Origin of the sequence: Rubripirellula tenax (genome assembly GCF_007860125.1) — a bacterium.
Taxonomy (GTDB): Bacteria; Planctomycetota; Planctomycetia; order Pirellulales; family Pirellulaceae; genus Rubripirellula; species Rubripirellula tenax.
In genome coordinates, this window is the sequence record NZ_SJPW01000002.1 from 39,854 (window position 1) to 65,783 (window position 25,930).

At 57.4% G+C, this 25,930-nt stretch carries 29 protein-coding genes; 14 read left to right on the top strand and 15 right to left on the bottom strand.

Annotated features, from left to right (window positions below; genetic code table 11):
* The first annotated feature begins 30 nt into the window (after positions 1-30).
* From Poly51_RS05840 to Poly51_RS05855, 4 genes are all read left to right on the top strand, one after another.
* The gene (locus Poly51_RS05840; protein WP_146455349.1) at positions 31-333 is read left to right on the top strand and encodes a hypothetical protein; all 303 of its coding nucleotides are present in this window, start codon (positions 31-33) and stop codon (positions 331-333) included.
* 43 nt (positions 334-376) lie between these two features.
* A complete protein-coding gene (locus Poly51_RS05845) occupies positions 377-1,951 on the top strand; it encodes a DUF4332 domain-containing protein (RefSeq protein WP_146455351.1) in 1,575 nt (524 codons plus the stop codon).
* A 121-nt stretch (positions 1,952-2,072) separates the two neighbouring features.
* The gene (locus tag Poly51_RS05850; protein ID WP_146455353.1) at positions 2,073-3,317 is read left to right on the top strand and encodes a Glu/Leu/Phe/Val family dehydrogenase; all 1,245 of its coding nucleotides are present in this window, start codon (positions 2,073-2,075) and stop codon (positions 3,315-3,317) included.
* Between the two features lie 13 nt (positions 3,318-3,330).
* Positions 3,331-3,990: a metal-dependent transcriptional regulator gene (locus Poly51_RS05855; protein WP_146455355.1), complete on the top strand. Its 660-nt coding sequence runs from the start codon at positions 3,331-3,333 to the stop codon at positions 3,988-3,990.
* A gap of 84 nt (positions 3,991-4,074) precedes the next feature.
* Here the strand turns inward: Poly51_RS05855 and Poly51_RS05860 are convergent, their stop codons facing one another.
* The 5 genes from Poly51_RS05860 to Poly51_RS05880 form a co-directional block, all read right to left on the bottom strand.
* Positions 4,075-4,938 (bottom strand): alpha/beta hydrolase, encoded by an 864-nt coding sequence (locus tag Poly51_RS05860; RefSeq protein ID WP_146455358.1) that lies wholly within the window; start codon positions 4,936-4,938, stop codon positions 4,075-4,077.
* A 44-nt stretch (positions 4,939-4,982) separates the two neighbouring features.
* Entirely contained in the window at positions 4,983-6,125 is a 1,143-nt protein-coding gene (locus Poly51_RS05865; protein ID WP_146455360.1) for an alpha-L-fucosidase, read from the bottom strand.
* Between the two features lie 142 nt (positions 6,126-6,267).
* Positions 6,268-6,633, bottom strand: coding sequence for a hypothetical protein (locus tag Poly51_RS05870; protein ID WP_146455362.1), 366 nt, complete (start codon positions 6,631-6,633; stop codon positions 6,268-6,270).
* Between the two features lie 28 nt (positions 6,634-6,661).
* A complete protein-coding gene (locus Poly51_RS05875; protein WP_146455364.1) occupies positions 6,662-7,105 on the bottom strand; it encodes a HugZ family pyridoxamine 5'-phosphate oxidase in 444 nt (147 codons plus the stop codon).
* Positions 7,106-7,162: 57 nt separating this feature from the next.
* Positions 7,163-8,377 carry a glycosyltransferase family 4 protein gene (locus Poly51_RS05880; RefSeq protein ID WP_146455366.1) on the bottom strand — a complete coding sequence of 405 codons (1,215 nt, stop codon included), beginning with the start codon at positions 8,375-8,377 and terminating at the stop codon, positions 7,163-7,165.
* Between the two features lie 348 nt (positions 8,378-8,725).
* Here Poly51_RS05880 and Poly51_RS05885 point away from each other — a divergent pair, with 348 nt between their 5' ends.
* Positions 8,726-9,313, top strand: a complete 588-nt coding sequence (locus Poly51_RS05885) for a hypothetical protein (RefSeq protein WP_146455368.1) — start codon at positions 8,726-8,728, stop codon at positions 9,311-9,313.
* Positions 9,314-9,318: 5 nt separating this feature from the next.
* Here the strand turns inward: Poly51_RS05885 and Poly51_RS05890 are convergent, their stop codons facing one another.
* On the bottom strand, positions 9,319-10,293 hold the full coding sequence (locus tag Poly51_RS05890; protein WP_146455370.1) for an NAD-dependent epimerase/dehydratase family protein: 975 nt from the start codon (positions 10,291-10,293) through the stop codon (positions 9,319-9,321).
* A 123-nt stretch (positions 10,294-10,416) separates the two neighbouring features.
* Complete coding sequence (locus tag Poly51_RS05895) at positions 10,417-11,196, bottom strand: NRDE family protein (RefSeq protein WP_146455372.1); 780 nt, start codon at positions 11,194-11,196, stop codon at positions 10,417-10,419.
* A 347-nt stretch (positions 11,197-11,543) separates the two neighbouring features.
* Between Poly51_RS05895 and Poly51_RS05900 the strand changes: the two genes are divergently transcribed.
* Positions 11,544-11,807 carry a FliM/FliN family flagellar motor switch protein gene (locus tag Poly51_RS05900; protein WP_146455374.1) on the top strand — a complete coding sequence of 88 codons (264 nt, stop codon included), beginning with the start codon at positions 11,544-11,546 and terminating at the stop codon, positions 11,805-11,807.
* A 100-nt stretch (positions 11,808-11,907) separates the two neighbouring features.
* Here Poly51_RS05900 and Poly51_RS05905 read toward each other — a convergent pair whose 3' ends face one another.
* A complete protein-coding gene (locus tag Poly51_RS05905) occupies positions 11,908-12,588 on the bottom strand; it encodes a DUF3299 domain-containing protein (RefSeq protein ID WP_146455376.1) in 681 nt (226 codons plus the stop codon).
* Positions 12,589-12,618: 30 nt separating this feature from the next.
* A complete protein-coding gene (locus Poly51_RS05910) occupies positions 12,619-14,106 on the bottom strand; it encodes a hypothetical protein (RefSeq protein WP_186775367.1) in 1,488 nt (495 codons plus the stop codon).
* Between the two features lie 367 nt (positions 14,107-14,473).
* On the opposite strand from Poly51_RS05910, the gene Poly51_RS05915 reads away from it, so the two are divergent.
* Genes Poly51_RS05915 through Poly51_RS05930 form a run of 4 tightly spaced genes read left to right on the top strand, consistent with a single transcriptional unit; the run spans position 14,474 to position 17,829 of the window.
* Entirely contained in the window at positions 14,474-14,797 is a 324-nt protein-coding gene (locus tag Poly51_RS05915) for a calmodulin-binding protein (protein ID WP_146455378.1), read from the top strand.
* A gap of 9 nt (positions 14,798-14,806) precedes the next feature.
* Positions 14,807-16,222 (top strand): helix-turn-helix domain-containing protein, encoded by a 1,416-nt coding sequence (locus Poly51_RS05920; protein WP_146455380.1) that lies wholly within the window; start codon positions 14,807-14,809, stop codon positions 16,220-16,222.
* Positions 16,219-16,698, top strand: a complete 480-nt coding sequence (locus Poly51_RS05925; RefSeq protein ID WP_146455382.1) for a hypothetical protein — start codon at positions 16,219-16,221, stop codon at positions 16,696-16,698. Before Poly51_RS05920 ends, Poly51_RS05925 begins: the two co-directional genes overlap by 4 nt.
* 18 nt (positions 16,699-16,716) lie before the next feature.
* Positions 16,717-17,829, top strand: a complete 1,113-nt coding sequence (locus tag Poly51_RS05930; RefSeq protein WP_390621771.1) for an Mrp/NBP35 family ATP-binding protein — start codon at positions 16,717-16,719, stop codon at positions 17,827-17,829.
* Between the two features lie 148 nt (positions 17,830-17,977).
* On the opposite strand, the gene Poly51_RS30305 is transcribed toward Poly51_RS05930, so the two are convergent.
* The 6 genes from Poly51_RS30305 to hisH all read right to left on the bottom strand — a co-directional run bounded on the left by Poly51_RS30305 (position 17,978) and on the right by hisH (position 22,450).
* Complete coding sequence (locus Poly51_RS30305; RefSeq protein WP_186775368.1) at positions 17,978-18,217, bottom strand: hypothetical protein; 240 nt, start codon at positions 18,215-18,217, stop codon at positions 17,978-17,980.
* Positions 18,218-18,656: 439 nt separating this feature from the next.
* Positions 18,657-19,451 (bottom strand): site-2 protease family protein, encoded by a 795-nt coding sequence (locus Poly51_RS05940; RefSeq protein WP_146457152.1) that lies wholly within the window; start codon positions 19,449-19,451, stop codon positions 18,657-18,659.
* Between the two features lie 98 nt (positions 19,452-19,549).
* Complete coding sequence (locus Poly51_RS05945) at positions 19,550-20,428, bottom strand: hypothetical protein (RefSeq protein ID WP_146455386.1); 879 nt, start codon at positions 20,426-20,428, stop codon at positions 19,550-19,552.
* A gap of 29 nt (positions 20,429-20,457) precedes the next feature.
* Positions 20,458-21,057, bottom strand: a complete 600-nt coding sequence (locus tag Poly51_RS31175) for a hypothetical protein (protein WP_246114294.1) — start codon at positions 21,055-21,057, stop codon at positions 20,458-20,460.
* Between the two features lie 254 nt (positions 21,058-21,311).
* On the bottom strand, positions 21,312-21,821 hold the full coding sequence (locus Poly51_RS05955) for a hypothetical protein (protein ID WP_146455388.1): 510 nt from the start codon (positions 21,819-21,821) through the stop codon (positions 21,312-21,314).
* On the bottom strand, positions 21,818-22,450 hold the full coding sequence (gene hisH / locus Poly51_RS05960; protein WP_146455390.1) for an imidazole glycerol phosphate synthase subunit HisH: 633 nt from the start codon (positions 22,448-22,450) through the stop codon (positions 21,818-21,820). The genes Poly51_RS05955 and hisH overlap by 4 nt, the downstream gene beginning before the upstream one ends.
* Before the next feature lie 171 nt (positions 22,451-22,621).
* On the opposite strand from hisH, the gene hisE reads away from it, so the two are divergent.
* The 4 genes from hisE to Poly51_RS05980 are packed head-to-tail and all read left to right on the top strand — an operon-like array spanning position 22,622 to position 25,848.
* Complete coding sequence (gene hisE / locus Poly51_RS05965) at positions 22,622-22,990, top strand: phosphoribosyl-ATP diphosphatase (protein ID WP_146455392.1); 369 nt, start codon at positions 22,622-22,624, stop codon at positions 22,988-22,990.
* 18 nt (positions 22,991-23,008) lie between these two features.
* Complete coding sequence (hisG, locus tag Poly51_RS05970; protein WP_146455394.1) at positions 23,009-23,869, top strand: ATP phosphoribosyltransferase; 861 nt, start codon at positions 23,009-23,011, stop codon at positions 23,867-23,869.
* Positions 23,870-23,877: 8 nt separating this feature from the next.
* Positions 23,878-24,222: a rhodanese-like domain-containing protein gene (locus Poly51_RS05975; protein ID WP_146455396.1), complete on the top strand. Its 345-nt coding sequence runs from the start codon at positions 23,878-23,880 to the stop codon at positions 24,220-24,222.
* Between the two features lie 60 nt (positions 24,223-24,282).
* The gene (locus Poly51_RS05980; RefSeq protein WP_246114295.1) at positions 24,283-25,848 is read left to right on the top strand and encodes a sulfatase family protein; all 1,566 of its coding nucleotides are present in this window, start codon (positions 24,283-24,285) and stop codon (positions 25,846-25,848) included.
* Positions 25,849-25,930 lie beyond the last annotated feature (82 nt).

The following is a 25,930-nucleotide window of genomic DNA, read 5'->3' on the forward strand; positions in this document are numbered from 1 at the left end:
AACTGAACTCTTCGTCGCGAAGGATCGACCGTGGCAATCAACGGACTGCAAGACCTGTCAAAATTGAGCATCGCACAAATGTATGCGGTGTATCTGAGCATCGCTCGTGCGGATTGGATGTGGCGCCGAGCCGCCGTCTATGGCGTCGCTGAACCGCCACCGGGCCACGCCGCGTTTCGGCCGCTGGCTTACGAAGTCTTCGAGCAGCGGATGAACTTGGCTTCGACCGTTTTCCGAGGCGATCAATCGCTACGAGACCGGTTGTCGCGTCAAGCGGCGGCTTATCGCGTTGACGTCCAAGCGGCGATCGCCGGTGCGTCGAAGGCTGCCTAGCTGCTGCCGACAATCGTAACTTTCAACCGCGACGTTTGTGGACATGAATCTTCTCCACTCGATCCTTCGCGCCGCCCATTGCCGAAGCACGCACCACTACTTCGCGATCGACGCATTGCCGATGGTCCAAACGGACGCCGGCAAGCGATTGGTCGATGTGTTGCTTCGCTACCATGGTCGATACTTGACCGGCGCGAAAGATCCCGACGTACGGTTCCGTGACTATCAAAATCACGTCATTCACGTGACGGACGGATATTGGGGCGGCGCACCTCGCGTCGCACACGTTTGGTACGACCGGCTGCAACGGAAATTGAGATCGGGAAAATTGGGTGACGCCGCCCACGCCGCGGGCGTGCTTAGCCACTACTTCACCGATCCAATGATGCCGTTGCACACGCAGCAATGCGAACGCGAAAAAGTACTGCACCGTCCGATCGAATGGAGCATCACGCGGTCCTACGATGAAATCTTTCGTGCTTGGCGCGAAGACGAAATGCGAGTCGTGTTCACGCTGTCCAATAATGTGGGTTGGTTGGGTGAAGCGATTCTCCACGGCGCTCGTTTCGCCAATCGCAGCTACGCGCCGCTGTTGGACACTTATGATCTTGAACGCGGTCGCGTGCGTCCGCCCGATGGTTTGGGATTGGTTGCCCGCCGGTCGCTTGCCGAAGTGTTTGGGTTGGCGATCACGGGATGGGCACGCGTGCTGGAACGGGCGGCGGGTGATGCCGAGGCGGCGATGGGCTGTCCAATCCCCAAACGGTCGTTGTCCGTTGGTGCTGCCCTGGCCGCGGTTCGGTCGCCGTTTCGGTGGTGGGTCAAACGAGTCGAAGAGCATCGCGAACAGGACGCAATCGCAAGTTTGGTCAGCGAGTTTCAGCGTACCGGAATGCTGGTCAAGAACCTTCCTGCCGATGTAGATATCGTGCATCGTGTGAACAAGGTCTATCAGGACGAAAAAACGTCGCGAGAAAATCGTCTATCGAAACGAGCTGCGGCACTCGCGGCCGAACCCGTTTCACGGCCAGCGACGGCATCCGCTGCGATCACGAAGCCAGCGACGGTCTTAGCACACCCCCGGTCGGTGGATCGCAATTTGAAAGACCGCCCGGCCACGATTCCCTTCAAGCCGCGACGTGTGGTGGCGAAAGTCTTGGGACCAGTCCGGCCCTGCCGCTTGTCGCGTCAGCACACGTTGGTAGACGCACCGTCGATCGGCCCGAAGACGGCGGAACGGTTTGCGGCGATCGAGATTCACACGGTGGCTGATTTTCTGGACCAGTCGGCGGCGAAAATCGCCGAGGCTCTGATGACCTATTGGATCACAACCGACACGGTGACCCAGTGGCAGTGGCAAGCCAAATTGATGTGCGAGATCCCCGGTTTGATGGCTCGCGATTGCCAGATGTTGGCGGGCGCTCGGTACGATGCCGCGGCGACGATCGCGGTCTGCGAAGCCGATGTGTTGCACCAAGAAGTTTCCGCCTTTGCGGCAACACCAACCGGACGACGGTATCTGCGAGGGACCGATCCACCGAAGTTGGCGGATGTCCGCCGCTGGATCGCCAGCGCCATTGATGTCGTGGGTATTTCGACGACTCGCCGCGCTGCCTAGACCAGCGGTTTTGGTTAAGCTTCGTACCTAAGATTTTGTTTTCATCTTCGATTGCGTCGCTGGCTGACGGCGTACGCTTCGTGTGACCTAGCACTCGATTTCTCATTCAAGAGCGACACCGATGCGAGCCTTTGAAGCGACCCAGCACTTTTTCGACGTAGCGGCCGAGCACCTAAACATCAGCGCCGAAATGCGAGAGGCATTGTTGACGCCGCTTCGCGAGATCCAAGTGCGAGTTTCGATTGAGCGAGACAACGGCCGCCTGGCAAACTTTGTCGGGTTTCGTGTCCAGCACGACAACCATCGTGGTCCCATGAAGGGTGGGCTGCGGTACCACCCCGATGTCGATCTGGACGAGACGCGCGCACTGGCCAGTTTGATGACCTGGAAAACGGCCGTCGTCGACCTGCCCTACGGTGGGGCCAAGGGCGGCATCGGCGTCGACCCATCGGAATTGTCGCCACGCGAGATCGAACGATTGACGCGTGCCTTCGTCGATCAGATTCACGACATCGTCGGGCCCGATACCGACATTCCGGCGCCCGACATGGGAACCGATCACCGGGTGATGGCCTGGTTCCGCAATCAATGGGAAAAGTACCACGGTTTCAATCCGGCCGTCATCACGGGCAAGCCGGTGGAAGAGTACGGCGCCAAGGGACGCGAAGAAGCAACGGGCCGCGGCGTCGGGACATTGACCGTAAAAACTTGCAAACGCATCGGCCGGAAAGCTGAAAAGACAAGTGTCGCCATCCAAGGATTCGGCAATGTCGGTTCGCACGCGGCAAAGTTTCTATGTGAATCGCAATTCCCGATCGTCGCTGTCAGCGATGTAACGGGTACCTATTACGATCCCAACGGACTGGACATCCAAGACCTGCTGCACCACAAAATCGGTCACCCACGCGGTTTGTTGGAAGGTTACAGCAAATGCAAGTGCTTGCCTGTCAACGCGTTGTTGGAGCTGCAAGACGTCGACGTTTTGATTCCCGCAGCGCTCGGTGGTGTGATCACCAAACACAACGTCGACAAGATCAAAGCGTCCGTGATCATCGAAGCGGCGAACGGACCGGTCGATCCCGACGCGGACAAGGTGCTTGCCGAGCGCGGCGTCGTCGTCTTGCCGGATATCTTGGCGAATGCCGGTGGTGTGACGGTCAGCTATTTCGAATGGGTTCAAAATCGACAACACTATCGATGGACGCTTGACCGTGTGCGACAAGAGCTGGACCACACCATGAACCAAGCCTTTGAAAACGTTTGGCAGACCGCGCAAGAAAGAAAAGTATCGCTGCGCACGGCGGCCTACATCATCGGGATTACCCGAGTCCGTCGATCCGCCGAATTGGCCGGGTTCACGTCTTGAGGGCCATGAATCGATGGCAAGTCTAACTACCGAAAACTACATCAAAGCGATCTATCAGCTTGGCGGGCATCCCGCGGAGCAGTCCGTGGCCACCGGCGCGATCGCCAACCAATTGTCGGTGTCGCCCGGAAGCGTGACGGCGATGTTGAAGACGCTGCGCGATGCCGACTTGGTCGAGTACGCGCCGTACGAGGGTGTGCGCTTAACCGCCAGTGGGACGCGGTTGGCGCTGCGAGTGGTTCGTCGTCACCGCTTGATCGAATTGTTTCTTTCGCAAACACTGGACATGCCATGGGACGAAGTTCACGAAGAAGCCGAGCACATGGAACACGCGGTCAGCGACCGATTGGTTGATCGCATCGATGCACATCTGGGTTACCCCGGTACTGATCCGCATGGCGACCCGATCCCTCGCAGCGACGGAACGTTGGAAGCCGAGCGGGGCAAGACGTTGACGAAGTGGCCCGCCGGTGAGTCGTTTCGTTTGGTGCGAGTCGTCGATCAATCGAGCGACTTTCTGCGTTTTCTAACCGCGTCGGGCCTCGAGCTATCCGCCATCGGCCGAGTCATCGAGCACGCACCCCAAGCCGCAACGATGACCGTCGAAATCGGCACCAAGCAAACCGTATTAAGTGAACACGTCGCGGACAAGCTGATCGTGATGGCATCGTAGGAACGATTGGCAAACACGTCGTAGTGTGGTTTTCGGATAGTGTTTATCCGTAGCTGTTGTCGCCAGACGACTGGCATGTCGTGGTCAGCGCTTGATTGTCCGATCCAAGAACGATTTGACGATCGCTTGGCGTTGGGAATCGTAAAAGAGTTCGCCTCCGTGGGCGCCGCCGTGCACCACTTCGAACGTGACGTCTAGATTCAGCGATTTGTATATTCCGTCCAACTCATGCGACTGGTTGATGGGCACCTGCGGATCTTGGTCGCCGTGAATCATCAGTAGCGGCGGATCGTTTTCGTCGACGTGGAAAACGGGACTGGCCAGCTTTGCCAGTTCTGGGTTCCTTTGATCACCTAGCAACAATTCCAACGCTGGTACACGAACACTCAACCCATGGGGCGTGGATTGACCCAAAATCGTCATGAGGTTGGTAGGGCCGTAGTAATCAACAATCGCGTGAACGTCCGAAGAAACGTTCTTGTGTTCACCGACTTGGCCTTCCAATTCCGGATGTCCGTTGGTCACACCCATCTCAGCGACCAAATGACCTCCGGCCGATGAACCTGCCACCGCGATCCGGTCGGCGTCGTAGCCGTACTTGCCGGCGGTCGTGCGCAGAAATCGTATTGCCGCTTTGCAATCGAAGACCTGGGCCGGAAACTTTGCCGTGCCGCTTAGGCGGTAATCGACGCTGGCGACCGCATAGCCATCGTCAACCAGAAATCCCAACGGCATGTTCGCCCGCGAACCGCTTCGCCACGCGCCGCCATGAACCCAAACGACTAGCGGCGTTTTATCCACCGCGGGCAAGTACAAATCCAGCAACAACCGTTGGCCGTCGACTTCGGCGTACACGATGTCATTGATACGACGCGAATCGTCTGCTAGCACATCCACGGTGAATGGAAGCGTGACAGCAATGCACAGCACCATCGCAAATCGCAACATCAAATTCTCTCGCGGCTAAAAGTGAAACAGATCGGTTGCTTCGGCTACTTTTCTTTTAGTCGCTTGCCGACTTCTTTGAACGTCGCCACGTCTTCGGGGTGAATGGACCCGTCCGGCATTGGGCCGGTGTTGAGCAACAGGTTCGCGTTCATGGCATCCGCCTTATCTAGCATTGCCATCACTTGATCGGTCGTCTTGTGCTTGCCGTCGTCGGCTTTCGTGTACCCCCAGCCGTGCGGTTGCATCGTGTCGCACAATTCCAACGGCACATCCGATTCGCCTTTGAAGTGTCGTTCGGGCGCCTTGAAGTCTTCGGTCCCCAAGAACCCTTGCTTGTAAGACACCAACACCTGCGGCTGTGCCGCATGAATCATGTCGTACAGCTCTTGGCACTTGAAAACAGCGGCTTTTTCTTTTTTCGATAGCAGAACGCCGATTCCGTCTAACCAGATGCCAGCGACGGGTCCGTACTGGGTAAGCAGTTCGGTGATTTGGTTGTTCATGAATTCGGTGTAGATCGCAACGTCATGCTCGGCGCCCTGAACGTAGGCCGGTTCCTCTTCTTCGTACTGTGGTCGGGCGGCACTGCCCCAACCCCAATTGTTGGGTGCATGTGGATGCCGCCAATCACGTCCATGCGAGTAGTAGAAGAACATGCCCAGGCCTTTGTTCGCACACTGCTGGGCCAGCTCACCGACCAAGTCTCGTTTGGCTGGCGAGTTGGTGCTTTTGAAATCGGTGTACTTCGTTTCGAACAAGCAGAAACTGTCGTGATGCCGAGTGGTGATGTTGATGTACTTCATGCCCGTTTCAAGCGCCAAGTCGGTGATCATGTCGGCATCAAAGCCTTCGGCGGTGAAACGATCCGCTAGCTTGGCGTATTCAGCGACGTGAATCTTTTCGTTGCGCTGCACCCATTCATGTCGTCCCAGCAACGAGTAGAGGCCGTAGTGAATGAACATGCCGAACTTGGCACTGCGAAACCACTGCAGCGCCGCAGCCCGAGGGTCGGCGTCATATTGGTCCGCCACCGATTCCAAATAAGATGGAACCGCAACGCCCTTGTCGACGGCGCGAGTGAGCGAGGTCGCCGAAAGGGCACCGAGCGTACATCCGGCCGCGGCCAAAAAGTCACGGCGGGGTACCAAGCGTCGAGCGGTTGGATCGTAGGAGGACGAATTTTGCATCTCTGTGATTTCAAAAAAGCGTGCGAGTTGCTCGTATCGAAGCGGCCGGGTGCTGCATGATACCCGGTGCCTTACGGCCCCCGGTTCACTGAGGTTGTCGAAGACCGGGCTTTATCGAAAAATCGTCAGGACCAACACGCAGCTAAGATACTTTCGGTTTTACCAAGCAGTGGAAGCCGACACACGGTTCTTCGTCTTCGCGTTCGTCTTCGGCGTCTTGCAGGATCTCTTGGACGAGCTTGAGGCGTTCGGGCGATAGGGCTGCGGAGATGACGCGTTGCTTTCCGTCGGGGCCCATCGCCACGGTCGTGATGACGGCGACGGTGTCGGTATGCTGCAACGCACGAATGATGTGTTGGCCGACTTGCTCTTCCGCGTTGCGAATGGTCGTCACGAACTGGGCGATTTGTTTCTCGTCCACTTTGTTGGTGACTTCGTTCGCGTGAATCGTTTGGTTCATCGCGTTCGTTTCGGGGGAATCGTTTTCCGGTTCCGGCGTGTCGTTCATGAAGACTTGGGGTGTAAGAAGCGGGGAGTTAGAGTTGGTCGGCCGAGAGCGTTTCGATGCGTCCGAAGCCGGCGACCAGGTGAGCGTGGTCGACGGTGAATTCGAAAAACGAAAAATCACCGAAGTCAGCATACATCGAAGCCGAGACATGTTTGGCTAAGAAAGTCGACCGAGCGACCGTGTCTTCGCCGCGATCCAGGCGGATTGTCGAGCCGACCAGCGACACGCGGGCGCCCGCCAAAGGGTCACCGCCTTCGCCGCCGGGCTGAACCAGCAGCAACGACGTCTTCGGACTGACTACCAAATTTTTGGTATGAACGGCCAATCCGCTCAGCAGCATCACCATCGTCGTGGGGGTTGTCGCGGCGATGGTCACCAATGATACGAACGGGCCTCCATCGACTGTGACCGTTCCCAGACTGGCGACGGATGCAGATTGAATGATTTCAGAGATTGTTGCGCTGGCTGACATCGCACAGACTTTCGCGAGAATGATCCGGATGAGACGTCATTATAACGCCCGAACGGATCAAGCGGCGCGGCGTCGTTGCGAGCGATGTGCAACGCGATCGTTGATGAAGTGACGCAGCTTTTCGATTTGGTCGGCCGAGTCGAAACCCATCGCTCGCTTGAGCGATTGGCGACTCATGCGATCCGCCAACTCGCGATCCGATACGAGGACTGTCATATCTTTGGCCATGGTTTCCCAGTCGCCTTCATTGCAAAGGTAGCCGTTGTCCCCTTCACCGACTTGATCGACGATCCCGGCATGGCGTGTTGCGATGATTGGAAGGCTGGCGGCCATTGCTTCGGCAATCGAAACGGGCCAACCTTCCATATCGCCGTCGGATGCGGTTCGTGAGTGTTGGGCCAGTGCATTGGCAGTCGCCATTTCTTTGATGACGTTCTTGGGTGACATCGCGCCCAAGAAGGTGATCGCGTTGGCGAAGGCTGGCGATCGGTCGGCGACCCACTGGTGACACTGGGCTTCCAAGGGGCCGGCACCGACAATTCGCAATCGGACTTCGGGGCGTTCCTGCCAGCATCGCTCGAACGAACGAAGCATCGACAGCGGGTCTTTCTTTTCGACAAGTCGGCCGACGAACAGGAATGTGAAAACGTTTCGGTCGATGGGCTGGGATGAACGGATGGTGTCGGCCTGTGCTGCGATCGATCGTGTCGGTGCGCCGCACGGGATCAAGGCAACGGAATCGGGTTCATGTCCGTGTTCGAGCAAGTAGTTTTGTTGGTAGGTCGCGACGACGATCTTGCCGGCAAAATCATGCCAATGAGACTCCAGCGATGTGCGATAGCGTTTTCTTCGCAATCGCGCGCTCAAATCGTGGCCGTGGAAGTGAGCGAAGACGGGGACACCGATCTTGCGGCACGCGACTTCGGCGAGCATTCCGTAGTGACCGAACTGGCCCAACACCGCTTGGGCGCCGCATCCGACCAATTGCCGAGTGAACCATCGATCGAAACGGCTGCCGAACCGAGTGCCGCCGGTGCGGGGGCTGAGCATGGAATCGAGCGTCCGCGGAAGACCTCTCAGTGGGTTCGCGAACGCATCGGGCACGAAGCGAATGTCAGTATCAGGCAATGGAAACTGATCTTCGTTGTGCGATTCCCATGTGAAGATGGTGGTCAGTTGGTCGGCGAGCTGGGCGAACTGGCGGTGCATCCAAACGTTGCTGGTTTGACCGATCCAAGGGGAGATCGCGGCGATTTTCGGATTGGCTTCCATGCGGTCACTCGTGATCCTTCGGGGCGTCGGGACTTTGACTTTACGAGTACGAAAAGCATCGCGCTGACGTCAATTGCAGTGCCTTGGCAGGACTTTGCGATTTCTGAATGTTGGGTGGACGTTTGTTCCTGTGTTTTGGTTGGGGTGTGGGTCAAATTTGGATTGGGACTTGAACGCATTGCCGCTTGATCGCCGCCAGCGGGGTGCAGAGCTTAGAAAGCTGCTGCTTGGGGTTTCCCTGGCCGCTAGGAGCCCGATAATACGTCGCGAGTTCTTGCCAGACCTTTGTTCGACCGGTGTATCGGTTGATGTTGAATTTCTAACCGCGACTGTCCGGAGATTTCGATCATGCGACGATCATCTGTTTCGATGGGTTTCATATTGATGCTTGCGTTTGTGTTCATCGTCGCTCCATCAGCGACCGTTTTGGCCGCCGGTAGCACGCCGGTCGCTGGGCTGAAGCAAGGGGATCCGATCGGCGCATTTCGCGTCACCAAAATCGGTGGTGCAACGAATGACGAAGTCGAACCTGGCGATTTTCTTTGTTATCGTTGCCGCTACGGTTCCAGTCCGATGGTGATGGTGTTCGCGCGGAAAGTGGGGCCGAAGTCGATCGAGTTGGTGAAGAAACTTGACGCGGCGATCGAAACTCACGAGTCGGAAAAGTTGCGTGGGTTGTTTACGTTCATCGGCGCCGACGCGGCGAAGCTGAAAGAACAAGCCGAGGCGTTCGTAATCTCATCGGGTGCAAAGCTGGTACCCATCGTCGTGGCCGAAGACGTGCAAGACGGTCCGATGGATTATCAGATCGGTGCCGATGACGAGGTTACGATTTTGATCGCGCAAGACAGCCAAGTCGTGGCAACGCATGTTTGCGCGGCCGACAAGATCGACGTTGCAACAGTGATGTCCGACGTCGAAGCGATGCTGGAGTAATCGGCTTAGCTGACGATGCTTCGATAGTACTGGATACTCTCGGCCAAGCCTTCCGTCATGGTGACGTCGGGTTCGAATTGCAAGCGGTTGCGGGATTCGGAAACGTCAGCCAATGAGTCGCGAACATCGCCGACTCGCGCCGGTTCGTGAATCGGTTGAATGTCTTGTCCCAAAATTCCGCTGAGCGTTGTCAGCAGTTCCAGCAACGTCGTTCGCTCGCCGCGGGCGATGTTGAACGTGCTTCCCGCAATGTCGGGCACCGTTGCCGCCAACATGTTTGCTTTGGCGATGTCGGTCACATAAACAAAGTCGCGAGACTGTTGCCCGTTGCCGTAAATCGTTGGTGGTTTGCCAGACAAGATCATCGAAACGAACCGAGGAATCACCGCGCTGTATTCGCTCTTAGGATCTTGGCGGGGGCCGAAGACGTTGAAGTATCGCAGGATCACGGTTTCGAGTTCGAATCCATGGTTGAATGCCTTGCAGTACGCTTCGGCGGCCAGCTTCGCAGCCGCGTACGGCGACAGCGGCGCGATCGCGTCGGATTCGCGTTTGGACACGAACGACGAGTCCCCGTAGGCGGCGCTGGTCGACGCCAGCACCAAGCGTTTGACCTTGGATGCGGCGGCGGCGCGCAGCAACTCGACGGTACTTGTGGTGCACCAAGCGTGACAAAGATCGGGTTCCCGCATGCTGCGTGGAACGCTTGCCATGGCGGCTTCATGAAAGATGAAATCGATCCCATCGACACTCTTGCCGACCACGGTCGCGTCGGACGCGTCGCCTTCGACGACTTCGACTCGCTTATCACCCTTGAGATGTTCAAGGTTGTGTCGAAACCCGGTGCTGAAGTTATCGAGCACTCGGACCATCGCACCTCGGGCGAGTAGCGAATCGGTCAAATGCGAACCGATGAAACCGGCGCCGCCGGTAACCAGACAACGAGCGCCCTGAAGCGAGTTGAGGTAGGTGTCAACCATCGACAATGAAACTTCCGTGATGAAGAGGAGCGAAAAAATAAATGGACCGGGTAAAGACCCGATCCATTGTTTGGATAGAAGCAAATTGGAGCGGCTGGCGTCGCCGTCGTCTACCAACCGAGACTATGTCGTCGCTTTGGCTTTGGTCCGCGCTTCCCGTAGACCGCGGCTGAGGATGTCTCGCAGCATCGGCGAATAGTCCTCGTACTTGGACTCGTCGGGGGCACCGTTGGAGAACTGATAGATCGCATCTCGCGGTTTGACGCCCAGGGCGACCAACGTGCTGCTTACCGTCGCATAGTCGCCGTTGCGGACCACCATGCTTGGTCGACCGGGGCCGACCGGGGCGCGAGCGAACACTTTACTTGCAACGGCCAGGAACTTGACCGGCGAATCGAGAGTTTGCAGCGTCAGCAGTCGACGTGCCATTTGTACGCGTTGATCTTCTGGGTCGTTCAAATTCCGCGAACCGATGATATTCAAGCCATCTTTCAATTCGACAACTTCTTGGCGTTCGTCGGCGTGGATGGCGTAACCGTTCTTGGCGTCGGCGATCATGATGTTGCAGCCTTCGTAGCGAGTCTTTGCGAACTCGGTTTCGGCTTTTTCCAGCGCACGTGCCGCCGAACCGCATCGCAACAGATCCAGGCCTAGCAGGCCGCGTGATCGTTGACCGAACAAGGGCATCGTCGTGGCGCGGTTGCAAATCCCGACGAACAAGCCATTTTGGTTCACGCCAAGCCACGTTCCTCCGGCCTTTTGATCGATCCCGCAAAGAACCCGTGGTTTACCAGATTGGATCGATGGCGATAAACTCGGCCTATCGATGTACTCTTCGCGGTTTGCTGCTACCAAGATCGGACTCTCGGGGACCAATCGGTACTGAACAGCCAGTAAGCACATCTCGCAGCTTTCTATTTCAAAGATCAGTGGTTTGTTAAAACGACGAACATCGATCGTCAGCCATTTCCGTTGGCGGCCGATTGAGCGGCGCCAACCGGTTGGATCCAGTCGATGCGGACCAATGTATCTACGGTAAACCGCTACCTACACCCCCTGGCGGGGGGAAACGGCAGAAAAATCGTCTGTCTGATCGTGTTTTCGGCCAATCTGGTCGCAGTCTGGGCAATCTTTGTCGGTCCGACAGACCGATACACCCAAGGGGGATGTCGGTTTGTCCGTCGCCAAACCCTCGGGCGCGTCCCAAAACCACCACATCCTGTGACTTCCTTGTCGCACGAGGCGATTCGATGGCTGATTTGCTTAGCAACTATTCCAAGTCTGTCTTGGCGATCAAAACACCGGTCCAGGTGACGCTGGCACGCAAAATGGTGCCGTGCTCGCGGATCGTTGACCTGGTGCCCGGTTCGATGCTGACCTTTGACTCCCACTGCGACGAACCGTTGACGTTGGAAGCGGGAGGCAGGGCGATCGCAACCGGTGAAACGGTCAAAATCGGAGACAAATTTGGTTTACGAATCCGCGAGATTCTGGTCACGCCGAAAGAAGATTAAACGTAGTTTCGGCCGCCGTGATCGATCCCAACCTGCAGGGCAACACATTTTCGTGGCCCAATTGCTTTAAAAACGGAGTTGCGCCGTCCAAGCCGCTCCGTTACTTCACCTGGTCAACACGCATCTGATAAAAGACGTTGTTGTCAAAATCGGTGACCTTGCCGGCGGCTGGTGTGACCAGGAATTTGCCGGCCAATTTCTTCTTGGTCAGACCCGCTTTGGTCGTTTGGCCCCCACCCAGCGTGATTTCGATCATATCGCTGCTCTTGGGCTGGCCGCCGAAACAGCACGTTCCCAGGTCGGGAACCAGGATAAAGTGCTTCAGCACCCCGCTACCTGAAGAGGGATGGATGTAGCCCTTCAGGAAGATGTCTTGTCCGTGAATATCGACGGCTTTTTCGGTGGGGCGATCTGGACCCGCATCGTCTTGCTGAAGTTCATAGAACTGGACCCGCGTGTATCCGTCGGGCACTTCCGTCATGTAGATGTACGTGTGCATCGTAGCACCACCGACCAACAGGGCGGCGTTCAGGGCCAATCCCAGCATTGCCAGTCCCTTGCCGCTGAATTCGTCGGGAAATCGGCTGATCGAGCGAAACGCCACCAAGGCTGCTCCGATGCCCACGACGGTCAGTCCCAGCATCGGCAGGAACGCAGCCAGCAATCCGGGCGACGCGACAACGGCCAAAATGACGGATACGATCGCCGACCGGCTGATTGCACGGTAGGGAAACGCCGACGACTCATCGGCGAACGACGACATTTGAAGTTCAGCAGACATGGGCGTTGGAAGAGGGTTCGTTGGGATGCTCTACGAAATCGATTCTCGGCCGCCGCCGAGTAACAGGATTTGGACGATCACCACCGTTGCAATCGCGGTCATCAGTACGGAAGCCAATCGCCAAGGGTTCATCGCCGCCACGACCGGTTCTGCCGTCGCCAGCAGTTCCCCGTTTGTCAGCAGTTCCGCAGTGGCAAGCCGATCGGCCATCGCGAGTGGGGCGTTTGCGGCGACGCTGGCCAGAACTTGGCCATTGTGAAACGATGTGATCGCGGGCGAAGCCGGCAATCCGGTTACGACTTGCTTTGCCACCTGGTCCACCGAGGGCCGCGAGACCGACGTCCCATCGCCCGATTTGTCGCGAGCCGGTACCGGGATCGAGAAGAAGGTGTTCGCCCGTTTGACGCTTTCCGGGTCGACTTCTTCCAACTTTTCGAGTGCTTCCTTCGCGTCTTCGTTCGGGCAGGCTCGCAAGTAATTGACGACCGGAACTCGGACCCAATTGTTGTCGGGGTCAGCTTCGATGAACAGCGTCTTCAGTCGTTCGACCTGACTCCAATCGCTCCAACGGGCCAAGTCGGGGATGACCAAATCGGCCAAGTCTTTTCGTTCGAGCACGTGATGCAAGGACTCCACCAACGCGCTGCGCGGGATCACGTCGCCTTCGGTGCCATGAAAACGAATCGCCATGATCGCCGCATAGGTGTCCGCGTAGGGTGCCGATGCGTTGTTCAAGAACAGTTCGTCAACCAACGGCAAACCTTTTTCGCCGGCGAGGGTCAGGTAACACGCGACCAACGCATCGAGTCCCCCGCGAGTGCTTTTTTGCGTGCTGCGAAGCATTTTTTCCAGCATCGGAAGGTCGCCTTCGTTGCCGCAGGCGCCCAACATCGTCAGGTACAACCGCTTGCGGTCGGTGGACGTTTCCGAATCGCTGATCCAAGACACCAAGGCGTCGTGGTCCATTTCCGGCGCCAGTTCTTTAACGACCGGGTACGGCGTGATGGCGAACTCGTCGTAGGCGTCCCGCGACAGCATCGATTCGTCGTCTTGCAGGAAGTCGTAGTAGTACCGCAGTCGCTCGATCGGCGTCGCTTCATCCATCGTGGCAACCTTTTTGACATAGGCTTCCGAGCGTTCGTTGACCGGCAGGCACGACCACTGCAAGTTCGGCGGATCGACGCCCGAGAGCATGAACCGCCGACCGACGCTGACGTCGCCGTAATAGACGGCGCGAACTTCATCGCCAGCGCTGACAAACTTGTCGCCTTTCAAGACGATGTCGACTTTCATCGAAATCTCGCCGGTGTCTTTGTTGCGAGTCAGGTCGCTTTGGGTTGCGGTCGCGATCACGACGGCGTCCATCGCGGCCATTTCCTGACGCAATGTCTGTGAAACTGCGTTACAGAAAGGGCAAGCCAGCGCCGTCTTCATGGCCGACGGTCCGGCGACCAACCAAACGGCAAACGCAATCGTGGCGATCGTACGGAGGCGAGGACGGCAGGGCGAGGAAATCATGAGGCATCCAAAGATCGAACAGTCAAACGCGAGACGGACGCAGAGGCCCGACAAAATGAATCATAGGTGCCAACTGCTCTGGTTGAGAAGTCTGTTCCGCAACTTCTTTCCGTGCCGAAGGTCGTCGGACCAAAAAACTGGTCACCGGCGTGCCGAAGATCGCGCAGATGGAAGGGTTCTGACGATTCTAGGCGAAATCTGGTCCTGAACGACTCAACCGGGCGTGCCGGGCGTGCCGATAGTGACGGTAAGCCGGAGAAGGGTCACAAGCATGGCCCTGTTAAAGCGGCGCAAAACTGCAAAACAGCAAGAAATCAACGTGGACGCGACATTGACGCGTTCGCACGTCTCGAGGGGGGACGCCCTGATGCTTCGCCATCTATTGATCGCCGCGGCGCTGCTTGGAAGCTACGTCGCTACTTCAGATATCGCATCCGCCGACCAACGGGCTTACGGCCAAAATTGGGGCGGCCAAGCCGACACACGCGACTGGAACCGCTTTTATCACTATCCCTACGTTTACTATCCCCAAAACTTCTATGGGCAAGAGTACTTTCGTAGCAGTGACGATATGTACCACCGCTATCCGCAAGAAATGCGGATCCCGGTCTACAACAAAAAGTGGCACAACCCCTACCCCAGCAATCGTCGGTTTCACTCCGGCCACCAATTCATCCTTGACGTGTTTTAAACTGGTGGCATGAACACCGGCACAAAAATACGCATCCTTGGTCGACTCCTCGATTCATCGGATGCGCCGGTGTGGGTGATTGGATCAGACGGACGGCTGGCTTATTTGTCGGCCGGCGCTGCCTCTTGGATGCAATGCGATGTCGAACCGCTTGTCGGTCGTCTTTGTGTTGCCGGTGCGCCGCTATCGGATGATCCGTTGGATCGATTTGCTGCTTCGCTTTCGCCGCCACCGGGTTTGTCGGTGCGCGGCACCGCGTCGCTGCGGATTACCCTAGCGATCGCGTCGAAGCCTGCGCCCTTGGATGTGCGCTTCGTGCGCGTCGGCGTTGGAGCGGAAGCAATCACGATTGCGATTGGTGGCCAGTTCCAAGACCGCGACGTCGACCCCGAATGGAAGGATGCCGCCGCACTGCGCGAGCGTCTGGACCGATGGCGTCGTCGGCACGCATCCATCACGACGATCGCAACCGCCGGCGCGTCGATGGCGGCCAAGCGGCTTCGTCGCCGCCTGCAGGTTGCCGCCGCGACGCGAACCGACATTTGCTTTTTCGGCCCGCCGGGGTCCGCAAGTGAGTCGATCGCGACACGTATTCATCAACTCGCCGCGCCCGCCGAACCCATCGTGATCGTCGACGGATCGTTGATGGACCCCGAGTTGCTCGACGCGACGTTGCTTCCGTTGATCCATCGCTTATCGGATTCATCCAGCGTTTTGGCGACGGCGTTGGTGCGCCAATTGGATGAGATGCCGTTGGATGCCCAGTCGCGTCTGGCCGAACTGCACACGACGTACGGTGGTCGTCTTCGACTGCTCGCGCTCTCGGGAACCCAGCCGGTCGCGCTTGCCGATGACGCGGCCTCGGTTCAAGCCTCGGGCGCTGCGCCGACGATCACGTTAGACGAAGCGCCGTCTCGTGGGATCAGCGATCGACTGATCGAAATTCTCAGCTCGCTTTCGGTCATCATCGAACCGTTGTCGCGACGCGTCGAAGACATCCCGCTGCTGGCAACCGCGCTGCTGGATCATCGACGGGCCGCTGGCGAAGGCGCGGCCGAACGGATCAGCCGCGCGGCGCTGGACGCGTTGGCGACGTATCCTTGGCCGACCAACTTTGTCGAACTTGACGGCGCGATACGTCATGCCATCCGCGCGGCGACAGGCACGTCGATCGCGGTCGAGCAATTGCCGCTTGCCGTTCGTTCGTATCGACCCGGTGGTGATCGAGTCAACAAGAAGTCCCGTACGATCACGCTTGACGATGCGGTCAAGCGATACGAGTTGCGATTGATCGAAGAAGCTGTGGAAGCGTCCGACGGCAATCGCGCCGAAGCGGCGCGGCGTCTGGGGATCAGCCGTTCGCGTTTGCTACGCAAGCTGGATGAAAGTAGTGACGCGACCGACGCGAAACGAGAGACGTCGTGAGCGAGCCGTTCGATCTTTCTTTGTCGGTTCATCGGTGTCACATCCATCCGTGGATCGTGTGCGAGTCGCCGTCGAAGGAAGGGGCACCCGATCGATGGGCGATCGCATCGCGCCAATTCGCGCGCGAGATGGTCGACCCGCCGACGATCTTGGCGATCGAATCGGTCGATGCAATTGGCCAACCCGATCGGGTTCGCGTTAAGCTGGTCGGGCACACCGCCGCAGTTGTGATCTGGGAAGTTCAGCGTGACCATTTGGTGGTGGCCTGCGATCGAATCGCTCAGCTTTCCATCGCTTCCCCCACCGTGCTGCAGGTCGCCGTGGGTCGGGAGATCCCAACGGCCGGCAAGTGGGCTCTTTGGGAGTTCGGTGTGGCGGCGATTCTGCGAAACGTCGAAGATTTGCCCGGCATCACGCCGATGGTGCGACGTTACTTCGCACGAGCCACCCATTACCAGGACCGGCCAAGCACCTAGACTGGAAAGTCAACGCAACTGACATTCCCCCTAGCCCCCTACCGTTCCACCATGAGCAGTCTTTCCGTCGAAGCCGTTCGCACGGCCATTGAAGCGTATCCCGATCCAGAATCAGGTCGACCGATCGGATCCATGGACCAAATTCGCGATGTGGTTGTTTCGGGTGCGTCATCAACCACCATCACGATCGGATTGACGTCGCATTCGATGCCGATCGCCGACGAAGTCGCCGACGCACTTCGATCGCGGATCGTCGCCGCGATCCCGGGTACCGATGTCGATGTTCAAACCGTGCATCACGATCGCGCGCCGGCTCGGTTGGGTCAGATCGGATTGCGTTGCAAGAGTGTCATCGCAGTCGGCAGCGGCAAAGGCGGCGTCGGCAAAAGCACCGTTGCCGCATCGCTTGCCCTGACGCTGCGCCGGATGGGATCGAAAGTCGGCTTGATGGATGCCGACGTCTACGGGCCCAGCATTCCGCACTTGCTCGGATTGTCCGGTCGTCCGGCCATCACCGAAGCGAAACGCATCGAACCGATTCGATGTGGTGACATGCCCGTCATGTCGATGGGTTTCTTGATCGAACCGGACCAAGCGGTGATTTGGCGAGGACCGATGTTGCACGGTTCGATCAATCAATTCCTCGGCGAGACCGATTGGGGTGACCTCGACTACTTGATCATCGATATGCCGCCCGGAACCGGCGACATCGCGCTGACACTCTCGCAAGCGTTGCCGCTGGCCGGATCCGTTGTCGTTTGTACTCCGCAGGAAGTCGCGTTGTTGGACGCCGTCAAAGCGATCAGCATGTTCCGCAAGGTCAACATTCCGATCTTGGGGATGGTTGAAAACATGAGCGGATTTCTTTGTCCCGATTGTGGCAAGACGTACGACATCTTTGGGCGTGGCGGCGCACGCGACAAAGCCGAAGAGTTGGGCGTCGCTTACTTGGGCGGTTTGCCAATCGATATCGAGTTGCGTAAAGCGGGTGATGAAGGCCGGTTGGCCGAAGTGATCGATACCGATGAACGCGCACGTGCGCCATTCGACGCAGTCGCCAAAGCAGTGGTGCGAAATTTGGCGGCAAAAGCAGCCGCGGCGCCACCAAAGGCCAGCCTGCCAACATTGTAGGGAATCGCCCACTACGGTCATTTTGAGCGGTCTGAGGCGGTCTGAGCGGGGCAATCCAAGCTGCCCAACGAAAAAAGCCGTACCAGAGAAGTCTCTGGTACGGCTTAGGTGCGATTCCTTGGGCCCAAAGGCCGTCGGTCATGCGGTTTTAGCGACGCTTCTTAGCAGCTTTCTTCTTTGTTGCTTTTTTCTTGGTCGCTTTTTTCTTCGTAGCTTTCTTCTTAGCAGCCTTTTTCTTGGTTGCTTTCTTCTTCGTCGCCTTCTTCTTAGCAGCCTTCTTCTTGGTTGCCTTCTTCTTCGTCGCCTTCTTCACTGCCTTCTTCTTGGTTGCCTTCTTAGCGACCTTCTTCTTGGTCGCTTTCTTCTTCGTTGCTTTCTTCTTGGCCATGTTCTTTTCTCCGCTGAGAAATGAACGCTGATGAGAGTTCGAGACTTCAAAAGCAAGCTCTTGAAGTCACCGGCCACGCCCCATCGAGCGTTAAGGTGTGATTGAACTTCAAAGCCATGGTGTCCAACACCGCAGCGGCTTTTGTTCAACCTGTAAAAACTGCGCGTAACTTTACGCGCTTCTCCAGATTCCGCAACATCTTTTTTTAAAAAAAGTGGTTGCACATCAAAAATATTTTGTTAACGGGCGACACGCAAACTCATCGCGAAGTCGTTTTTGTGTTGCCGTTCGTCGATGCGCAAGTGCATCGCGCTGTGATCGACGCGTGTCAAAGTCGGTGATGATGCGCCACGAAAAAATTGTCTACGTGAGTGCGCATCGAATCCGTTTTCGTCTCTGTTTGGATCGCGATGAAGGACTTTGCGATTGACGCGCGCCCTTAAAAACGCCCGTTCATTTGTTGCAGTTGTTGAAAGCTGGTGATGCCTAAGATCATGAACATGATCCCCATGTACTGTTGCCCGCCACTGAATCCGTACAGCGCCACGATCGCCGCCGCGATCACGCTGATCCACAGCGCTGTTTGTGCTGTTCCGCCACGCATCTCCACGATCGAGCGCGTGATCTGGCCTCCGTCGAGCGGCAAAACGGGAACCAAATTTAAGATCGCCCAAAACACGCTCGGAAAAAGATAAAAATCGATCAGGGCGTACAACCCAACGCTCTGCGTGATCATCGATTCGCCTTCACTAGCCCCGATCAAGCGAAGTATCCCTTCGGGCAACCGAATGATCGTGTCGAATTGATCCAAACGAAACCCCGACATCTTCACCAACGCGATCACGATCAACGCGGAAGCGAATTGCATCAAGGGTCCGGCGAATGAAATCCAAAGCGTTTGTTGTGGACCCAAAGTCGCGTACCGCGAACCCCCGCGTGGGATCGCCAAGCCGCCGAAGTGGTAAAGGACGATTTCGGCGTCGATGTGGTTTTGGCGAAATGCCAGAGCGTGACCCAGTTCGTGAATCAAAATCGAAACGAAGATGCACAGGGTCCAGAGCGCCAACAGCGGCATGATGCCGGGGCTGAGGTCGCGCAGCATCAGGTCCAGTCCCTGCACCCACGAATACCCAAACACGATCGCCATCAACCAGAATCCCCAGGCGATTCGAATCGGAAACCCGAGCAATCGGAATCGCAAATCGTAGGGCGAGTGACTCGGTTCTTGCAGCATGGGGTTCGCAGTGACTTCACGGACGGTCGTTGATAACCCGCCAAACGATCTAACGGGCACCGCTCAGTTTACCATCGCGTCGCGAAGTGCGGGTGCAGTCACTTCTTATCCGATGATCCGGTCGGCATCGTGATCCAATCGGATAGCGAAATTCGCAAGTCGTCTCGCCGTTTGTGGATCGACTTGTTCAGTTTCGAAACCAACTTTTCGTCCTGTTTGTTGACGAATCGTTCCACCAGAACCTCCTGCATGATCTCGCCCCAAGCTTCGGCGACGTCGCCGCCGACATGGCTGACCCGATCGACTTCGAACGATTGCAGTTCAAGCTTTGCTTCGTTGATGATCGGATCGATGACCAAGTCCGGTGGAATCTTTCGATAGTCGGGATAGAAACCGATCGACGCCGATGACGTCAAACGAACTTTCATCTTTCCCGATACCGTCACGCTGAATAGCTTGACGCCCAAGTTGTGCCGCTGAATTCGCGCGCTGAATTCCATCGGCGCGATCACGGTTGAATGGATCTTCCAACGTTCTTGGCCGGTCACCGGATCGATGACGCGATTCACATTGTCCACGTTGACGTCAACGTTGCGATCCGCATGAGGCTGGGGCACCGTGACTTCGTAGCGAACCCACCGACCATGGTCGACGTCGCGAAACTTGCGATGCGTTTTCAGTTTCAAACCGTCCATCTTCATGCTGACGCCGGCCCAAACCTTTTTTGTGTTGCCCCAATCTTTATCGCCATCGAATGTGCGTGGAAGCACCGTCAACGCTCGATCGACCAGCCATTGGACGGATGCTTTTGCACCGGCTTCGTCGATTGCCATCGACGGCGGTGTTGGCGCGGGTGTTGCCTGCGGCGTAGACGAAGGCGCGGCCGGCGATTGGGCCGCCGATCGCAATCCCGAATGGGCAAAAAGAAACGCGACGACGATCACCCAAGGACCGCCGACGCGTTGCACAAATTTCAAGGAACGATTGCTTAGCGATACACCACTGCTTAGCGATACACCACTGCGAAGTAGACGCCGTCGCGTCCGGTGGCCATCGCAGCACCGGCGTACTGCATTCTGGTGTCGCTGGTGAAGCATGCCGACACTCCCGACGGCGAATAAGAACTGGACCAACCCACGCCTTCGTAGGTCCCCGGGGAAAACGACCCCGGCGGATGGCTCTTCAATCCCATCGAAGCCATCTGTTGTGCCCGCCGCTCGGCGACGGCTTGCAACGAACCATCGTATCGCAGGCCACCGATGCCCTGTCGAGATCGTTGTGCGTTGAGCGCCGGCAAGACGTTGCGGACTCCGCCGGTCGCTCGCAATGACGATGTGTTCGCCACAGGTGCGGTGTTCGCCACAGGTGCCGATGTGGCGGGCGAGTTATACGACACCTGACCGATATTCGACGTTGGCGTCGACACGGATGTCGAAAATCCTGTCGAGGCGGGGCTTGGATGGACCTTGCCACACTTGGGGCAAACGTAGCTGGAGCCGGACGATACCGGTGAGGAAACGATTGTGGTTTGGGCCTGTGTGTGGCTTCCCGCCGTCGAAATCCATCCGGCCAATAATAAGGCCGTGAACCAAGCGAACTTTTGCATCGAGTTTCTCCAACACATCAAGAATAGGGATCCGTCGCCATCAAGATCGCAACGACGGCTAACTGCGTCGAAAGGATCGAGAAGTTGCCGGATAGGTAAAGGGGGTTTTTGCGGCAAATTAGAAAGAAGGCGTCGACTTTTGTGATTGGCACGTTCGGTAAACGTGTGCCCACCACAACTTAGGGTCGACGCCATTGGGTCGACAGAAATTTACCCGAAATGAAACCTTGGGAATCCTGGGGGGCTTAGGCGGTCTATGATTTGCCCGTGTTCAGGCAGTACGCCCATCGATGTGTGGCAGACGGCGCGTCGCCGTTCCCCGCTTCGGCGACCACTCGAGTCGCATCATCCGCTAGCGACTCGATAGCACCGTGTAATGCGCTGAGTGTCACGTCGCCGGTCAATCGATAGGTGCTCGCCAGCAACCCCGCTTCGCCCGGGCAACGGCAGGCCAAGTCGAACTTCAGGCCTGGATTTTCGAGCGAATCGAGGGCTTCGACGCTGATCGACCAATGTCCTCGCCCGGCCGCTCCGACGCCCAGGATTGCTGGCTTTCCGCCGATGTTTTCCAGCGATAGCTGCTGGATTGGCGGTGACGGGGGCCAGTCCATCTCTCCGTCGCCGTCGGTGCTGTGGCCGACCTCGATTTCGTCGACGAAAACGCGATGAACGAATCGGTCGCGGATCCACCGAAACTCAACACTCATTCGCCCATCCGGCGTGGTCATCGAAACGTTGGCGGGTTTGTTCTCGGTCGCACTCATTGAATTGAACCTTCGGTGGTGGCCGCAATCTTGTTGAAGGCGGCCAACAGTTTCAGCCCATCGGCTTGGCTTTTTTCGGGGTGAAACTGAGTTGCCATCAGGTTGCCGCGGCGGACGGCGGCACAAAACGAGCCACCGTAATCGCACGTCATGGCAACGATCGACGGGTCTGTGGGACGAACGAAATACGAGTGGACGAAGTAAAAGTGGCTGCCATCGGCAATTTCGTCCAGGATCGGGCCTTGGGTCGTCTTGGTAATCGTGTTCCAGCCCATGTGGGGCACTTTCATCGTCCGCGGCAACTCGAATCGAACGACGTCGCCTCCCAAGATCCCCAGCCCTTCGTGTTCGCCGTGTTCAAAACCCCGTTCAAACAGCAGTTGCAGCCCCAGACAGATGCCCAAAAACGGCCGTTCCGTGGCGACAAAATCGGCGATCGCCGTCACCAGATCCCGTCGCCGCAGTTCGGTCATCGCATCGCCAAACGCCCCCACCCCCGGCAAAACCAGCTTTTCAGCCGTTGCGATCTCTCGCGGATCCGAACTGATCCGGGCCTCGCCGCCGACCCGTTCGATCGCCTTTTGAACGCTGCGGAGATTGCCCATCTGGTAGTCAACGATGGTGATCATGGGGAAAGCAAGTTTGGGGTGTTTCGGGCGGAGACCAAGTGACGATTCAGACACGCCAAGTTACCCGAAGGAAAGCACAAAAGAAGCCCAGCCGCCCACTGTCCTATTCCTTTCTGAACGGTCGGTTTAACTTGTGGGCTAACGTTAGCTCGAAAGCTTGCAGGAAAATCGATGTCTTCCCCGCCCAATCCGCACCCACTTGATCCGCTCGTTCGGTTGATGGAAACGCTGGCCGAGCGATCCCAAACGCGTCCGGCCGGTTCGTACACGACCAAGTTGCTCGACGGTGGACCCGCCAAAATCGGTGGGAAGATCCGCGAAGAAGCCGACGAAATGATCGAAGCGGCCGACGAAGCGGGCGATGAAGGACGGGCCCACTTTGTTTACGAAGCCGGCGACCTGATCTATCACGCGATGGTCTTGATGGCGTGGCGCGGCGTTGACGTGGGCGAAGTCGCGGCCGAACTGGCTCGCCGCGAAGGCACGTCCGGGCTCGTCGAGAAAGCCAATCGACCCGCCAATAATCACGAAACAACTTAGACGGAATCAAACAGTACGATGGGCTCTCAGCGAAATTTGCGAATCGGCATCCCCAGCAAAGGGCGGCTCAGTGAAGTAGCAAGCGAGTTGTTGGAAGCGGCCGGATTAAGTTTTCGTCGCCAATCACGCGGGTTGTTCGCGCGCGTCAGCGGTTTGCCGATCGACATCATTTTCTTGCGCACCGACGACATCCCGACGTTGTGCAACGAAGGTGCCATCGATATGGGTATCACGGGTAGCGACTTGGTCGAAGAAGCGGCCTGCGATGTCAAAACGCGCATGAAGCTCGGTGTCGGCCGTTGTCGCTTAGCGATCTGTGTGCCCGATGATTCCGACTATCGATCGGCCGCCGATCTGGACAAGAAACGCATCGCGACCAGTTTTCCAACGGTGACGCGTACGTACTTGGCCGCGCACAGTGCGACCGCGCATTTGGTCGCACTTTCGGGCAGCGTCGAGGTCATGATCCAGCTGGGCGTCGCCGATGCGATCGTCGACTTGGTCGAAACGGGCAGCACGCTGGCGGCCAATCGTTTGCGAGTCCTCGAAGACATCGGTCACTATGAAACGGTGCTGATTCAAAACGGTCGTGGTCACGATCCTGAAACTGCCGATCGTGTTGTCCGTCGACTCGAAGGCGTGGTCATCGCTCGCGATTATTCGTCGCTTGAATACAACGTGCCGCGAAGCAAGTTAGCGCAATGCGAAAAAATCACACCGGGATACGATTCGCCGACGATCAATTCGTTGGAAGACCCTAAGTGGTGCAGTGTCCGAGTGATGGTCCGTCGCAAAGATATCATCGACACGATGGAAGCACTCGAGGCCGAGGGTGCATCGGCGATCATCGAAACTCCGATTCTGAATTGTCGTCTTTAGGAACAATCATGAACCAACCCGCCGACCTGCCGCTGGAAATCGACGTCGCCACCTTGGCAGCGATGAAGCAACGTGGCGACGAATTTTTGTTGCTCGATGTTCGTGAGCAAGATGAATATGACTTTGCGAAAATCGATGGCAGCCGATTGCTGCCGATGAGCGAGTTGCCCCAGCGAATGGAAGAGCTGCAACCGCATAAGGACGACCACATCGTCGTCCAGTGTCACCACGGGGGTCGCAGTCTGCATGTGACGCGAGTCCTGCAAGCCGCCGGCTTCACGCGAGTGCAAAACCTGGCCGGTGGTATCGACGACTGGAGCGAACAAGTCGATCCCACAGTGCCTCGCTACTAGGCGTCTGTGCCGACGCGTCACCGGCACCGACCCGGGTTCTTCGCTGGCGGATGAGTTAGGATGGCGGCATTGGTCCACCCGATTCACCTTCCCAACGCACGCCAAAGCCCGACGATGACGCACCTGTCGAAACTGCTGTTACTGATCATTCTCGCAGCGCTGATCACCGGTGGTGCACGGGCGAGTGGGCAAGACGCTGCTCGTCCCAACGTCATCGTCATCTTCATTGACGACATGGGATACGGAGACGTCGGTTTCAACGGCGCGATCATTCCGCAAACGCCGAACCTCGATCAACTGGCAAACGAGGGAATGAAGTTCACCGACTTCTACGTCGGATGTGCCGTTTGTTCCGGGTCACGAACGTCACTGTTGACCGGTTGTCACTACCAACGACTCGGCATGAACCCGGTGCTGTTTCCTCATAGCGACAAGGGACTGCATCCGGACGAAGTCACGCTTGCCGATATGTTCAAGGACGCCGGCTATCGCACCGCGTGCATCGGCAAGTGGCATCTTGGGCACCTGCCGCCGTGTTTGCCGACGTACCAAGGTTTCGAATATTACTGGGGCATCCCCTACAGCAACGACATGTGGATCGATCCCGCCAACAAATTGGCCGACGACATCACGCTTCGCAGCGGCGTCACGCTTGCGGATTTGAAAGCCGGTAAAAAGATCAAGAACGAAGTGCCCATTCTTCGCGGCGAAGAAGTCGTCGAATATCCTGCGGATCAAACGACGATCACGAAGCGTTACACCGAAGAATCGATTCGCTTCATCAACGAGAACAAAGGCTCGCCGTTCTTTCTGTATCTGCCCCATACGATGGTGCATCGCCCGCTGGCGGTTTCCAAAGCCTTTGACAATCCAGACAAAGAACCGATCACCAACGCCATCGAAGAAGTGGATTGGTCCGTTGGCGAAATCGTGAAGACGCTCAAGCAAGCTGGGATCGCCGAGAACACACTGGTCGTCTTTACAAGCGACAATGGTGCGGCCGTCGGATCGTCGGTGCCCCTGCGAGGCAAGAAAGCGAGCGTCTATGACGGCGGCATTCGTGAGCCCACCGTGATGTGGTGGCCCAGCAAGATTCCCGCGGGATCGGTTTGTCGCGAAGTGGCCGCGTCGATCGACCTGATGCCGACGTTTGCAAAACTTTGCGGCGGCAAACCGCCAACCAGCAAGATCGACGGCAAGAACATTTGGCCGTTGATCAGCGGACAGAGCAACGCCGTCAGCCCCCACGAAGCGTACGTGTTGATGCATGGACCGGGGACCGTTCGCAGCGGCAAGTGGAAGTTCTATCCTTGGCCCGAAGGCAAGGGATCCAAGCAGGGCAAGGGATCGAACCGAGGCAAGCCAACGCCCGATTCAACTGCCGTGCCAGTGCAGCTCTACGACACCGTCGCGGATATCGGTGAAACCAAGAACGTCGCGGTGATGCATCCCGAAGTGATCGATCGTTTGCAAGCGGCATACGACGGGCACGTTGCCGAAATCAATGCGAACCGACGTCCGACCGCAACGATGCTGCGACCGGCCGACGCGAAATCATCTGCCCGACCCGAAGCGTCCGATGCTCCGAATAAAAAACAGCCTAAGAAGAAAGCACTGATCAAGTAGACGATGCACCGTCTCAGCATCGGTAGCAACCACCGTCGGTCCGATCCGTCCACCGCGTTCACTTGGCGGCGGTTATCATGAA